Raw genomic sequence first — 13,189 nt, 5'->3', positions numbered from 1 at the left:
GGTCAGCCCCGTCCGTGCCGGAGCGCCGGGTGTGCGCCGGCGGCGACCAGGTCGGCGACGGCGGCCCTGGGGTCGCGCCCGGTGACGAGGGACTCGCCGACGAGCACCCCGTCGGCACCCGCGTTGGCGTAGGCGATGAGGTCGTGCGGGCCGCGGACACCGGACTCGGCGATCTTGACGATGTGGTCGGGGATCTCCGGGGCGACGCGCTCGAAGGTGGAGCGGTCGACCTTGAGGTCCTTGAGGTTGCGCGCGTTGACACCGATGATCTTCGCTCCGGCGTCCACGGCGCGCTCCGCCTCCTCCTCGTCGTGGGCCTCGACGAGCGGCGTCAGACCGATCGACTCGGCGCGCTCGATGAGCGAGACGAGGGCCTCCTGGTCGAGGGCTGCGACGATCAGCAGGGCGAGGTCGGCGCCGTGCGCCCGCGCCTCCCACAGCTGGTACGAGGTGACGATGAAGTCCTTGCGCAGGACCGGGATGTCGACCTTGGCGCGGACGGCCTCCAGGTCGGCGAGCGAGCCGCCGAAGCGGCGCTCCTCGGTGAGGACCGAGATGACGGACGCCCCGCCGGCCTCGTAGTCCGCGGCGAGCGCGGCCGGGTCGGCGATGGCGGCAAGGGCCCCCTTGGAGGGACTGGAGCGCTTGACCTCGCAGATGACGGTCACACCCTCGCCGCGCAGGGCGGCGACTCCGTCCTTGGCCTGGGGAGCGCGCGCGGCGCGTTCCTTGAGCTCGTCGAGGCTGACACGCGCCTGCCGCTCCGCGAGGTCGGCGCGAACGCCGTCGATGATCTCGTCGAGCACACTCACGCGAGCGGCCCCCTTCCGAAGCGATGACTAGGTACAGGATCAGCCATCTCGATGGTATCCGCAGGAGGGCCTATGGCTCGCATCCGGCAGGCCCACGTCCCACTACCTGGGCATTCATGGTGCCAGCGCCGAGCCGACGGGCAGATTCCTGACGACCGAGAACACCAGCAGCACCGCGCCGATGCCCCACAGACAGCCGGGCGCGAGAGCGATCCGCAGGGAGCGGCCCCGGCTCGCCCGGACCATCCAGAGCAGCCAGACGGCGGCGAACACGGCGTAGCCGATGACGGCCACGGCGTTGGCGCCGAGAGCGGTGGCCAGGTCCCCGTGGGCGAACGCGTGGGCGCTGCGCAGCCCTCCGCAGCCGGGGCAGAGCAGTCCGGTGAACCGGAGCATGGGGCAGACCGGGTAGTGGCCGGGTTCGTTGGGGTCGACCGTGGCGACGTATCCGAAGGCCCCGACGACGGCCGCCATGGCCCCGACGGGGGTGGCGAGCCGGCGGAGCCGGGAGACGGGTGCGGGGGCCGGCGCGCGGGCCGGGTCCGGGGCAGGGGCTGCGGGAGAGGCTGAGGCGTCCACGCGCCGATTGTCCACGCTCATGAGGAAAGGCGCAGCCCGGTCCGGGCTGCGCCTCGCGTCGTGTCGGTCCTGGCCCGTGACCCGTCCGGGCCGTGAGCTGCGCTCAGGCCGTGATCTGGGCCTGGCCGGCCCGGTCCCTGGCGGCCGCCAGCTCGTCGGACTCCTTCGGCATGCCGAGGCCGGCCGCCTTCATGGCGAGACCGACGGCCCCGCCGAGGAGGGTCACACCGATACCGACCCAGAAGCCGAGCGCGTTCGCCGCGACCATGAAGAGGCCCGCGATGCAGAAGCCGATGAAGGAGATGATGACACCGGTCCAGGCGGCCGGGGTGTGTCCGTGGCTGCTGCCCGCCATGAGTTGCTCCTAGTTGGTGTTGCGCCGAAGGTATCGCTGCTGGAAAAGCTCGGTGCCATTGTCCCGTACGTGCCGGTGGACGTGAGCCTGGGGGTCATGCCTCGCGCGTCGGGTCCTCGCCGCGGTCCAGGGCCTTCCACAGTTCCTCGGGCCGGTCGGGGTCCGGGGCGGTGCGGGCGGCCTTGCGGGGGCGGGGGGTGCCGTCGCGTTCGTACCGGCCGGACATGGCCGGCCAGCGGCTGCCGTAGCGCAGGGCGAGCAGTCCGGCGAGCAGGATGAGCAGTCCGCCGGCGGCGGTCACATAGGGCCAGGCGGTGTGGGCGAGGGCGTCGACGGTGGCCGAGGTGTTGCCCGTGGTCTGCGCGGCCTGTTCGTCCAGGGCCGCGCTGTCCGATGCACCGGCGTAGGCGCTCAGCGCGGCGCCGAGGCCGCTGAGCGCGAGCAGCGCGGCGACGACCAGCCGGCCGCCGCCGCGTACGGCGAAGACGGCGACGAGGGCGGCCAGGCCCACGACGGCCAGGGCAGCGGGCAGGCCCGTGACGTCCTGGCCGTCGGCGCTGAGCGGAAGGGTGCCGCCGCCGACGGCCGCGTCACCCTCGGCCCAGGTCTGGCCGGAGGCGAGAAGGACGACGGTGGCGCCGGCCGCCCCGAGGAGCAGGCCTGCGGCCAGGCTTCGGCGGCTGCCTGCGCTGTCGGGCGCGGCTGCGGCTCGGGCACGGGGCTGGGGTACGGGGACAGCACTCACATACCCCACTATCCACTACCGGCTCAGGAGGACGGGAGCCGGTTCGCCGTATGCACGGCCCGCAGGACCGCGGCGGCCTTGTTCCGGCACTCGGTGTCCTCGGCGACCGGGTCGGAGTCCGCGACGACGCCCGCGCCGGCCTGGACGTACGCGGTGCCGTCACGGAGCAGGGCGGTCCTGATGGCGATGGCGGTGTCGGAGTCCCCGGCGAAGTCGAGGTAGCCGACGCAGCCCCCGTAGAGCCCACGGCGGCTGGGTTCGAGCTCCTCGATGATCTGCAGGGCACGGGGTTTGGGCGCGCCGGAGAGGGTGCCCGCCGGGAAGCACGAGGTGAGGACGTCGAAGGCGGTGCGGCCCTCGGCGACGCGTCCGGTGACGGTGGACACGATGTGCATCACATGTGAGTAGCGCTCGACCGACATGAAGTCGACGACCTCGACGCTGCCGGGCGCGCAGACGCGTCCCAGGTCGTTGCGGCCGAGGTCGACGAGCATCAGGTGCTCGGCGCGTTCCTTCGGGTCGGCGAGCAGCTCGTCGGCGAGCGCCTGGTCCTCCTGCGGGGTGGCGCCGCGGTGCCGGGTGCCGGCGATGGGGTGGACCATCGCCCGGCCGTCCTCGACCTTGACGAGCGCCTCGGGGCTGGAGCCGACGACGTCGAAGCCGTCGAAGCGGAAGAGGTACATGTACGGCGACGGATTGGTGGCGCGCAGCACCCGGTAGACGTCCAGCGCGCTCGCCGTGCAGGGCGTCTCGAAGCGCTGGGAGGGGACGACCTGGAAGGCCTCGCCCGCCCTGATGCGTTCCTTGACGTCCTCGACGGCGTCCATGAAGGCGCTGCCGCCCCAGAGCGCGGTGTAGGGCGGGAGCTCGGAGGGGGGCAGGGCCGCTGGGGCGTTCTCGACGGGCCTGGACAGGTCGCGCTCCATGGCGTCCAGACGGGCGACCGCGTCCTCGTACGCCTCGTCGACCCCGGTGTCCAGGTCGTTGTGGTTGATCGCGTTGGCGATCAGCAGGACGGAGCCGTCCTGGTGGTCGAGTACGGCGAGGTCCGAGGTGAGCAGCATGGTGAGCTCGGGGAGCTTCAGATCGTCGTCGCCGTGCTCGGTGATCCGCTCCAGCCGGCGTACGACGTCGTAGCCGAGATAGCCGACCATGCCACCGGTGAACGGCGGCAGGCCCTCGCCGCCGACCAGGTCACGGGGGGTGTGCAGGGTCTCGACGGTCGCCCGGAGCGCGTGCAGCGGGTCGCCGTCGACGGGGACGCCGACGGGTGGGGTGCCGGTCCAGTGGGCCTGACCGTCGAGTGAGGTCAGGGTGGCGGCGCTGCGTACCCCGATGAAGGAGTAGCGGGACCAGGTGCGGCCGTTCTCCGCGGATTCGAGGAGGAAGGTGCCGGTGCGTTCGGCGGCCAGCTTGCGGTAGAGCCCGACCGGGGTGTCACCGTCCGCGAGGAGCCGGCGGCTGACGGGGATGACACGACGGTCGACGGCGAGCTTGCGGAACGTGTCGAGATCCATGGCGGCTGACCTTATCGGGGCGCGGTGAGCGGGAGGACGTCCTTGTCGAAGCAGGTGCGGTCGCCGGTGTGGCAGGCGGCACCCGTCTGGTCGACCTTCACCAGGACGGTGTCGGCGTCGCAGTCCAGCGCGACCGACCTGACCTGCTGGATGTGGCCCGAGGTGTCCCCCTTGACCCAGTACTCGCCCCGGCTGCGGGACCAGTAGGTGCAGCGGCCCGTGGTGAGGGTGCGGTGCAGCGCCTCGTCGTCCATCCAGCCGAGCATGAGCACCTCGCCCGTGTCGTACTGCTGGGCGATGGCCGGGAACAGTCCGTCGGGGCCGCGCTTGAGGCGGGCGGCGACGGCCGGGTCGAGATTACTGGCGGGTGTGGCGCCGGGCGTGCTGGTCATGCGCCCCATTGTGCCGCGCCGGCCGGGACCGTCCGGCCGTGCGTCCACTGGGCGGACCGTGGGCGGCGGTCGTACGCTGGCGGACATGTCGACCCATGCGAAGCGTGAACGTCTTCTGCTCGCCGACCTGTTGGAAGCGGCGGGTCCCGAGGCCCAGACCCTGTGCGACGGCTGGAAGACCCGTGACCTGGCGGCCCATGTCGTGGTGCGGGAGCGCCGTGCGGACGCCGCGGGCGGGATTCTGGTGGGTGCCCTCAAGAACCGGCTGGAGCGGGTCCAGGCCGAGTTCGCCGCCAAGCCGTACGAGGAGCTGATCCAGCTCATCCGTACGGGCCCGCCGCGGATGTCGCCCTTCGGGCTGAAGCAGCTGGACGAGGCGGCCAACACCGTCGAGTTCTTCATCCACACGGAGGATGTGCGCCGGGCCCAGCCCGAGTGGTCGCAGCGTGACCTCGATCCGGTCTTCGCCGATGTGCTGTGGGCGCGCACCGAGAAGACCGCCCGGATGCTGGGCCGCCGGGCCCCGGTGGGTCTGGTGCTGCGCCGCCCGGACGGCCAGACGGCGGTGGCCCACAAGGGCACCCCGGTGGTGACGGTCACCGGGGAGCCGGGTGAGCTGCTGCTGTTCGCGGCGGGCCGCCAGGACGCGGCGCGGGTGGAGCTGGAGGGCGACCAGGACGCGCTGGCCAGGCTGCACACGGCCGAGCTCGGTCTGTGACAGCGGGCCCCGGATCACGGGGCCCGCTCGGACGCGGTCAGCGGGGCGTGCTCGCCCCCGTCACCAGCAGGCCGATCTCCTCGATGACCACGTCGGGTTCGGTGAGGGGCACGTAGTGGCCCGACCGTGCGGCGACCACGTGCTTGCCGGGCGAGGACGCGGCGGCCGAGCGGGCGTGCGCCTCGTTGGCCGCGCGGCGTACCGCCTTGTTCATGCCGTTGCCCGGCAGCCCGCCGGAGATGACCGTGACGGGGACGCCCGTCAGGTCGGGCGGGGTGTCGCGGAAGGCGGCCAACTCGTCGAGGTAGGTGCGGGCCTGGTCGCGGTGGGCCCGCACCACTCCCACGGTGAACCCGTCGCGCTCCATGTCCCTGCGTGCGTCATCGGGCAGCGGCCTGGCGACCGAGCCGTACAGCCGGCCGAGCAGTCCGATGCGGGCCAGCAGCAGATTGACGGCGATGACGACGCGCTCCGCCCGCCTGAACGTGGGGCTGAACAGCACGTCCGCGCCCTCGTCGGTGGGGTCGACCAGCACCAGGCCGCTGATCCGCTCCGGGCGCCTGGAGGCGGCGAGGCGCACGAGCGGCCCGCCCGCGCTGTGTCCGACCAGGATGTACGGTCCCGGCCCGAAGTGGTCGAGCAGGTCCTCCAGGTCGTCGGCCATGTGGTGCAGCGTCCTGGAACCGGGGTCGGCGGGGCTGCGGCCGAGTCCTGAGCGGTCGTAGACGACGGCACGCGCCAGGTCGCCCACGGCGGGCTGGACCAGCGCCCAGGACGAGCGGGTGGCCGCGGCGCCCGCCTCGAAGACGACGGTCGGGGCCTCACCCTCGGTGCCGGGTCCGGGAAGCACCATGGTGTGCAGCCTGCGTCCGTCGCGTGTGGTCACCCACTCCGTGTTTCCCTGCACGTGCTGGGCCGTACCGGCGGTCGGTGCCATGGGCGGCCCGCCTCCCTCGTCTCGCCTCGCCTCACCAGGAGCGAGTTAGGGTACCCTAATTTCCGCTGCGGCAGGCCTTTTCGCGGGGCGTCCTTCAGTCCGTCAGCAGCCTTCGCGCCGCCAGCGCCAGGGAGACCTCGACGGCGTCCGACGGCCGGTTCAGGCAGCGTCCCGTCAGCTGCTCGAACCGTCGCAGCCTGTTCAGCACCGTGTTGCGGTGGCAGTAGAGCCGCGCCCCCGCACGCTGGGCCGAGCCGTCGGAGTCCAGCCAGGCGGTCAGCGTCTCGATGAGCACGTCCCGGTCCGCGGGGTCGAGCCGGTCCAGCGGCCCGAGGACCCGGTCGGCCAGCGCCGTTCCGAGGCCGGGCGACGACACCACGAGTGCGGCGGGCAGGTGCTCGTCGAGCAGGACGGTGCCGCCGGACGCCGGGCAGGCGCGCAGCGCCGTCTCGGCGAGGCGCCGCGCGTCACCGACCCTGGCGAGCCCGTCGACCACGGACCCGATGCCCACCCGGGCGCCCGGAGGCACCGTCAAGCCTTCGGCGAGCGCGGCGAGTTCACCGCCCGACGCCGCTCCGGCAGCGGCGGGACGGGCCCCGGCGCCCTCGTCGCACCGCGCCTCGGGCTCGACCGCGGCCCGGGCTGCCCCCAGCGGCAGGATCGCCAGCTCCAGCTCCCCCACCGCGTGCCAGAGGGCGGGGGTCGCATCGGCGAGGACCGGCGGCGGACGCCCGGTGCCGTGCGGAGTGCGGGGCGCTCCGGCGACCACGAGCACCGCGTACCGCCCCTGCACGGAGAGGCCCAGCATCGCTGCGGCGTCGGGCAGGTCCGCGATCCGGGCGGTGCCGTCCAGCAGGGCCGCCGTCATCAGGCGCTGCCGGTTCTCGCGGCGCCAGGAGAGCCGCCGTTCGGCCTGCCGGTACGCGTCGGCCACCACGCCGCAGTGCTCGTCGACGAAGTTCCAGACGTCCGCGGCCACATGGACCAGCAGCCGGGTGTCCTCGGGGTGGCGGCGGGCCGTGTCGTCGACCAGCCCCTGCCAGACCATCGCCCCGCCCATCCGGAAGGCGTGCGTGACCGCGTCGAGCGGTACGCCCTGCTCGGCCCGGGTCTCACCGATCCACCGGGAGGTGCGGTGCGCGGCCTCCCGGAATTCGCGAGGCCTGATGAGGGAGGCGACGTTGTGCCGCAGCGAGTGGTGGACCTCCTGCCAGATCTGGGCGGACTCGGTCTCCAACGCGGCGCGGTAGGCGGGCTCCTGCTCCCGCAGCGCCTCCACCAGCCGGTCGGTGAGCTCCGGCAGCGCGTCCAGCAGCACCCGGGCCGCCCGGTGGAGCACGGCGACGGCCTCCCGGTCGGCCAGGGAGCGGACGCGGTGCGGCAGCGGTGCTGCGGAAGGGGGGCCGTACAGGGCCCCGACCCGTGAACGTACGACCTGCGGCATGGCGGCCTCCACCGGGAATCGGCCGGCTGCGGTGGGGCCGGCCCCGGTGCGCGCCCGCCCGGCACTGGGCGGGCGGGCGCGCACCGATCGATCCTGACGACCGCAGAATGGCATACCGCCCGGTCGGTACCTAGTGGTCTGCGCGGTTCTTTCTCATCACGGTCCCGCAACCCCGCGGTCCAGCAGCCTCGCGAGCTCGGTCCTGGACCTGACGCCGAGCGCGGCGAAGACGTTGCGCAGATGGTGGTCGACGGTCCGCGGGCTCACCGAAAGGCGCACCGCCACCTCACGGTTGGTGGCGCCCTCCGCGACACAGCGGGCGATGCGCTGCTGCTGCGGGGTCAGTCCGGCCAGCGGTCCCGGGCCGCTCCGGTCCGGCGCGTCCACCGCTTCCCCGGCGGCGCGCAGCTCCCCGCCCGCCCGTTCGCACCAGACGCGGGCCGAGCAGCGTTCGAAGGCGACCAGCGCGTCGCGCAGCGGCCCGCGGGCCTCGCGGGTGCGGCGCAGTCGGCGCAGCAGCTGACCGTGGAGCAGCTGGGTACGGGCGCGCTCGAAGTCGCCGCCTGCGCGGTCGTGGTGGGCCAGCGCCTCCTCGTATCGGCGGGAGGCCTCGTCGGGCGGTGCCAGCAGGGCGCGGCAGCGGGCCAGTTGAGCGGGGACCTGGGGGTCGGCGGTCCGAGCGGTCCACAGCGCGAACTCCTGCACGGCCGCGGCGAGTTCGCCCGCCCTCTGCTCCGTGCGGCCCGAGAGCGCCATCGCCTCGACGTAGCAGGGCACGGCGAGCATCCGGGTGGCGAAGTGCCCCGTCCCCGGACCGGGTCTGACCAGCGGACCGAGCCGGGCCGCCGCCTCCGCGGGCCGGCCCGCCGCCAGATCCGCGCGGGCGACCGCCCAGGTGGCGAGCGTGGCCGCCTGGGCCAGACCGTGCGGACCCGCCCCTGCCAGCGCCGCGTCGGCATGGGCGGCGCAGGCCTCGGCCGGTCCCTCCACCGAGGCGGCGAGCGCGAGTACGGCGTGCAGATGGGCGGCGGAGTTCCGTTGCCCGGCCCTGCGGGCCGCGTGCAGCCCTTCCAGTGCGTGGGCCCGGGCCCTGGCATGCTGCCCGGCGCGCAGTTCGGCGTAGGCGAGCTGTTCCAGGGCGTGCGGCAGCAGCGCCTCGGGCCCCCGGGTGCGTACGGCGGCGAGCGCGCGGGCCCCCGCGCGGCAGGCGGCGTCCACCTCGCCGAGCACCAGGGCCGATGCCGCCGCCCGCAAGAGCTCCCCGGCGTCATCGGCACGGTCCGCCGCGTCGAGGCAGCACCGCAGGAGGGCGTGGCCACGGTCGGGGTGCCCCGCGAGCACGGCGCACATTCCGGCGCGGTACCGCGCCATGGACCGGTCGGCCGCCGCGACGGGGACGCGGTTCATCGCGTCCAGATACGCGATGGCGTCGCCCATGGCCCACGCCGCCTCCGCCGCGCCGAACAGGGCGTCCAGGGTGCGGCGTGGGTCGTGCGGGGCCAGCAGCTCCGCCGCGGTCAGGAGTGCCTCGCGGGCGTCGGCGGCCGGTCCGTCGCGCAGGGCGAGCATGCCCCATACGTAGGGTGCGGCGCCTCCGGCGATGTGGGGTCCCACCCGGGCCAGCATGGCGCGGGCCCGGCCGGTGTCGCCGGCCAGCCTGGCCTGCTCGGCGGCGGCGGTGAACCGTGCGGCGCGCAGGGCCTCGTCGGCACAGAGCACGGCGGCGCGGGCCAGCGCCGCCGAGCGTTCGCCGTGCGGACGTGGGGCGACGGCGGCCGTCTCCAGCTGCCGGGCGAGGACGGCGTCGGGGCCGGGCGCGGCGCAGGCCCGCTGGACGAGTGCCGGCAGCGGGGCGGGGCCCGGCCCGGTGAGCAGGGCGGCCAGCAGATGGTGCGCGGCCCTGCGGTGGCCGGGGCGCGCCCGGTGCAGGACCGCGCGGCGCAGCAGCGGATGGCTGAAGTGCACGCGGCTGCCCGCCCGTTGGAGTGGACCGGTGGTGCCCGCGGGCGCGAGGAGCATCCGGTCGAGGTGCGCGGTGGCCAGCCCGGCCCTGGCGCCGGCCCGTAGCAGCAGGGCCGTGTCGGCACCCGCTCCGTCCGGCTCGTGCTCCTCGGCCGCCGCGGCCAGCAGGAGCAGGGTGCGGGTGTCGGGGGGCAGTCCGTCCAGGTGCTCGGCGTGCGCGTCGAGGACGGCTTCGGCGCCTGGGAGCGGATAGGGCAGTGCGGTCCGCCCGGCCAGCTGACCCGCGGTCAGGCGGCCCGTCAGCCCGGCGAGGAGACGCGGGTTGCCCGCCCCCTCACGCAGGAGTTCGCTGCGTACGACGGGGTCGAGAGCGGCCGCGCCTCCGGTCAGCCGGTCCAGCAGTGCGGTGGCCGCGTCCTCGTCGAGCGGGCCGAGGCGCAGCGCGGGCAGCCCGGCGAAGGCGCTCTCGTCGGCCGCGCCGAGCACGACCGCGACCCGGCTGCCCGCGCCGAGCCTGCGGGCGGCGAAGCCCAGTGCGGCGCGGGAGTCGGGGTCCCAGGCGTGCGCGTCGTCCACGCAGACCAGCAGGGGCTGTTCGGCCCCGAGACCCCGCAGGAGGCCGAGCAGCCTGCCCGGGGTGATCCCGGCGCCCAGGACCGGGTCGGGCGCCAGGGGCAGCGGGCCCGGGGCGGAGCAGAGCAGGGCGTGCAGCCCGCTGTAGGGCAGGCGTTGTTCGTCGGGGGCCGCCGCCGCGTGGAGCACCGGGCCGCCGTACCGTCCGGTGTAGCGGGCCGCGGCCTGCCCGAGCAGGGCGGTGCGGCCGAGTCCGGGCGACGACGTCACCACGAGCGCTCCGCCGTCCCCTGCCCACAGCCGGTCCGACAGCGTGTCCAGGATGGCCAGTTCGCCGCTGCGGCCGTACAGCCGGAGCGGACTGTGCACGGTCGTCGATGGGGTCACGCCGCTGACGTTACTGCCGCGTAAACAGCGTCGGAAGCCTCGCGTCCGCCCCCGGCTCCCGGTCGCCCCGGAGCGGTGCGGGCTCCCAACGGAACGGCGGCCGGGCTGTGCGGGCGCACAGCTTCCCGGCCCGTTCACGGGGAAGGGCCGGACCGCGGTACGCACGGTCCGGCCCCGGCTCCCGGGTCGGTCGGGAGGTGTCGCGGACGGTCGCCCCGGTACCCGGCGATCGTCGTGCGGCCTTCGGCCGGGTCAGCGAACGGGGTGTCCTGCCTCGCGCAGCGCACCCTTGACCTCGGAGATCCGCAGGTCACCGAAGTGGAAGACGGACGCGGCGAGGACCGCGTCGGCGCCCGCGTCCACGGCCGGCGGGAAGTCCGCGAGCCGGCCGGCGCCGCCCGATGCGATGACGGGGACGGTGACCTGGGCGCGCACCGCCTCGATCATCTCGGTGTCGTAGCCGTCCTTGGTGCCGTCGGCGTCCATCGAGTTGAGCAGGATCTCGCCCGCGCCGAGCTCGGCCGCGCGGTGCGCCCACTCGACGGCGTCGATGCCGGTGCCCCTGCGACCCCCGTGGGTCGTCACCTCGAAGGTGCCGTCGGGGGTGCGGCGGGCGTCGACGGACAGCACGAGCACCTGGCGCCCGAAGCGTTCGGCGATCTCCCGGATGAGGTCGGGGCGGGCGATGGCGGCGGTGTTGACCCCGACCTTGTCGGCCCCGGCGCGCAGCAGCTTGTCGACGTCGTCGGGGGTGCGGACCCCGCCGCCGACGGTGAGCGGGATGAAGACCTGCTCGGCGGTGCGGCGCACCACGTCGTACGTGGTCGCGCGGTCACCGCTGGACGCGGTGATGTCGAGGAAGGTCAGCTCGTCGGCGCCCTCGGCGTCGTACAGCTTGGCCATCTCGACGGGGTCGCCGGCGTCGCGCAGATTCTTGAAGTTGACGCCCTTGACGACACGGCCGTTGTCGACGTCCAGACACGGGATGACCCGTACGGCGAGCGTCATCGCTCACCTGCCCGGAAGGCCTCGACCTCGACCTCGACGACCAGCGAGGGGTCGACGAATCCGGAGACGATGATCATGGAAGCTGCGGGGCGCACGTCGTCGAACAGCTCCTTGTGGGCGCGGCCCACCTCCTCGACGTCCCTGGCGTGCGTGACGTACATCCGGGTGCGGACGACGTCGGCGCGGCCGAGTCCGGCCCGGTCGAGCGCGTCGAGGGCGACCCGGAAGGAGGCGACGGCCTGCTCGTACGGGCCGCCCGCGTCGATCCGGCCGTCGACCACCGACGTACAGCCGGAGACCAGCACGAGCCCGTTCGGCAGCTCCACAGCCCTGGAGTAGCCGAACTTCTCCTCCCACGGGGCGTCGGACGAGATACGGCGTACGGAGTCCGTCATGCGGAGACCGCCTTCAGTGCCTCCTCCAGCGTGAACGCCTTCGCGTACAGCGCCTTGCCGACGATGGCTCCCTCGACGCCTTCCGGGACGAGCAGGGAGATCGCGCGGAGGTCGGCGAGCGAGGAGACGCCGCCGGAGGCGACGACGGGCTTGTCCGTGGCGGCGCAGACGTCGCGCAGGAGGGCCAGGTTGGGGCCCTGGAGCGTGCCGTCCTTGGCGATGTCGGTCACCACGTAGCGGGCGCAGCCCTCGGAGTCGAGGCGGGCGAGCGTCTCGTAGAGGTCACCGCCGTCGCGGGTCCAGCCCCGGCCGCGCAGGGTCGTGCCCCGGACGTCGAGGCCGACCGCGATCTTGTCGCCGTGCTCGGCGATGACCTTGGCGACCCACTCGGGGGTCTCCAGGGCGGCGGTGCCGAGGTTGACGCGGCGGCAGCCGGTGGCGAGGGCGGCGGTCAGCGAGGCGTCGTCGCGGATGCCGCCGGAGAGCTCGACCTTGATGTCCATGGCGCCGGCCACCTCGGCGATCAGCGCACGGTTGTCGCCGGTGCCGAAGGCGGCGTCCAGGTCGACGAGGTGCAGCCACTCGGCGCCGGAGCTCTGCCAGGCGAGGGCCGCCTCCAGCGGGGAGCCGTAGGAGGTCTCGGAGCCGGATTCGCCGTGCACGAGGCGGACGGCCTGTCCGTCGCGGACGTCTACGGCGGGGAGCAGTTCAAGCTTCGGCATTACAGCGTCTCGATCCAGTTGGTCAGCAGCTGGGCGCCGGCATCGCCGGACTTCTCGGGGTGGAACTGGGTGGCCCACAGCGCGCCGTTCTCGACGGCGGCCACGAACCGCTCTCCGTGGGTGGCCCACGTGACCTCGGGAGAACGGATCTTGGCGTTGGTCACTTCGAGGGACCAGTCGTGCGCCGCGTAGGAGTGCACGAAGTAGTAGCGCGCCTCACGGTCCAGACCGGCGAAGAGCTGGGATCCCTCGGGGGATTCGACGGTGTTCCAGCCCATGTGCGGCACGACGTCGGCCTTCAGCGGTCCGACGGTGCCGGGCCACTCGTCCAGGCCCTCCGTCTCGACACCGTGCTCGATGCCGCGCTCGAAGAGGACCTGCATGCCGACGCAGATGCCCATGACGGGACGGCCGCCGGCCAGCCTGCGGCCGATGATCCATTCGCCGCGTGCCTTCTTCAGGCCCGCCATGCAGGCGGAGAAGGCACCGACGCCGGGGACGAGCAGCCCGTCGGCGTTCATCGCGGTGTCGAAGTCGCGGGTGATCTCGACGTCCCCGCCGACATGGGCGAGGGCCCGCTCGGCGGAACGGACGTTGCCGAAGCCGTAGTCGAAGACGACGATCTTCTTCTTGTCGCTCACTG

14 protein-coding genes are annotated in these 13,189 nt (G+C 74.1%); 1 reads left to right on the top strand and 13 read right to left on the bottom strand.

All coding sequences use genetic code 11. From position 1 onward, the window contains the following. Window positions 1-2: 2 nt before the first annotated feature. The 6 genes from trpC to hisI all read right to left on the bottom strand — a co-directional run bounded on the left by trpC (window position 3) and on the right by hisI (window position 4,400). Entirely contained in the window at window positions 3-812 is an 810-nt protein-coding gene (trpC, locus tag OG623_RS26960) for an indole-3-glycerol phosphate synthase TrpC (RefSeq protein WP_406149937.1), read from the bottom strand. A 114-nt stretch (window positions 813-926) separates the two neighbouring features. Then, on the bottom strand, window positions 927-1,391 hold the full coding sequence (locus OG623_RS26955) for a DUF2752 domain-containing protein (protein WP_406149936.1): 465 nt from the start codon (window positions 1,389-1,391) through the stop codon (window positions 927-929). Window positions 1,392-1,494: 103 nt separating this feature from the next. Then, window positions 1,495-1,746, bottom strand: a complete 252-nt coding sequence (locus OG623_RS26950; protein WP_406149934.1) for an HGxxPAAW family protein — start codon at window positions 1,744-1,746, stop codon at window positions 1,495-1,497. A gap of 94 nt (window positions 1,747-1,840) precedes the next feature. Further along, window positions 1,841-2,500: a TIGR02234 family membrane protein gene (locus OG623_RS26945; protein WP_406149932.1), complete on the bottom strand. Its 660-nt coding sequence runs from the start codon at window positions 2,498-2,500 to the stop codon at window positions 1,841-1,843. 14 nt (window positions 2,501-2,514) lie between these two features. Next, entirely contained in the window at window positions 2,515-4,008 is a 1,494-nt protein-coding gene (locus OG623_RS26940) for an anthranilate synthase component I (protein ID WP_406149931.1), read from the bottom strand. Between the two features lie 11 nt (window positions 4,009-4,019). Beyond that, complete coding sequence (gene hisI / locus OG623_RS26935) at window positions 4,020-4,400, bottom strand: phosphoribosyl-AMP cyclohydrolase (protein WP_406149929.1); 381 nt, start codon at window positions 4,398-4,400, stop codon at window positions 4,020-4,022. Window positions 4,401-4,485: 85 nt separating this feature from the next. Between hisI and OG623_RS26930 the strand changes: the two genes are divergently transcribed. Further along, a complete protein-coding gene (locus OG623_RS26930) occupies window positions 4,486-5,118 on the top strand; it encodes a TIGR03085 family metal-binding protein (RefSeq protein ID WP_406149927.1) in 633 nt (210 codons plus the stop codon). Between the two features lie 37 nt (window positions 5,119-5,155). On the opposite strand, the gene OG623_RS26925 is transcribed toward OG623_RS26930, so the two are convergent. The 7 genes from OG623_RS26925 to hisH form a co-directional block, all read right to left on the bottom strand. Beyond that, complete coding sequence (locus tag OG623_RS26925) at window positions 5,156-6,055, bottom strand: alpha/beta fold hydrolase (RefSeq protein WP_406149926.1); 900 nt, start codon at window positions 6,053-6,055, stop codon at window positions 5,156-5,158. A 94-nt stretch (window positions 6,056-6,149) separates the two neighbouring features. Continuing rightward, complete coding sequence (locus OG623_RS26920) at window positions 6,150-7,499, bottom strand: PucR family transcriptional regulator (RefSeq protein ID WP_406149924.1); 1,350 nt, start codon at window positions 7,497-7,499, stop codon at window positions 6,150-6,152. 156 nt (window positions 7,500-7,655) lie between these two features. Continuing rightward, entirely contained in the window at window positions 7,656-10,421 is a 2,766-nt protein-coding gene (locus tag OG623_RS26915) for a LuxR C-terminal-related transcriptional regulator (RefSeq protein ID WP_406149923.1), read from the bottom strand. A gap of 252 nt (window positions 10,422-10,673) precedes the next feature. Next, complete coding sequence (hisF, locus tag OG623_RS26910) at window positions 10,674-11,429, bottom strand: imidazole glycerol phosphate synthase subunit HisF (RefSeq protein ID WP_406149922.1); 756 nt, start codon at window positions 11,427-11,429, stop codon at window positions 10,674-10,676. Next, on the bottom strand, window positions 11,426-11,824 hold the full coding sequence (locus tag OG623_RS26905) for a RidA family protein (RefSeq protein WP_406149921.1): 399 nt from the start codon (window positions 11,822-11,824) through the stop codon (window positions 11,426-11,428). Before OG623_RS26905 ends, hisF begins: the two co-directional genes overlap by 4 nt. Then, window positions 11,821-12,546 carry a bifunctional 1-(5-phosphoribosyl)-5-((5-phosphoribosylamino)methylideneamino)imidazole-4-carboxamide isomerase/phosphoribosylanthranilate isomerase PriA gene (gene priA / locus OG623_RS26900; protein ID WP_406149920.1) on the bottom strand — a complete coding sequence of 242 codons (726 nt, stop codon included), beginning with the start codon at window positions 12,544-12,546 and terminating at the stop codon, window positions 11,821-11,823. The genes OG623_RS26905 and priA overlap by 4 nt, the downstream gene beginning before the upstream one ends. Next, entirely contained in the window at window positions 12,546-13,187 is a 642-nt protein-coding gene (gene hisH / locus OG623_RS26895; RefSeq protein WP_406149919.1) for an imidazole glycerol phosphate synthase subunit HisH, read from the bottom strand. The genes priA and hisH overlap by 1 nt, the downstream gene beginning before the upstream one ends. Between the last annotated feature and the right edge of the window lie 2 nt (window positions 13,188-13,189).

This window comes from Streptomyces sp. NBC_01012 (assembly GCF_045162755.1).
Taxonomy (GTDB): domain Bacteria; phylum Actinomycetota; class Actinomycetes; order Streptomycetales; family Streptomycetaceae; genus Streptomyces.
Note: the sequence above shows the minus strand (reverse complement) of the source record. Positions and strands in the feature narration are given on the sequence as shown.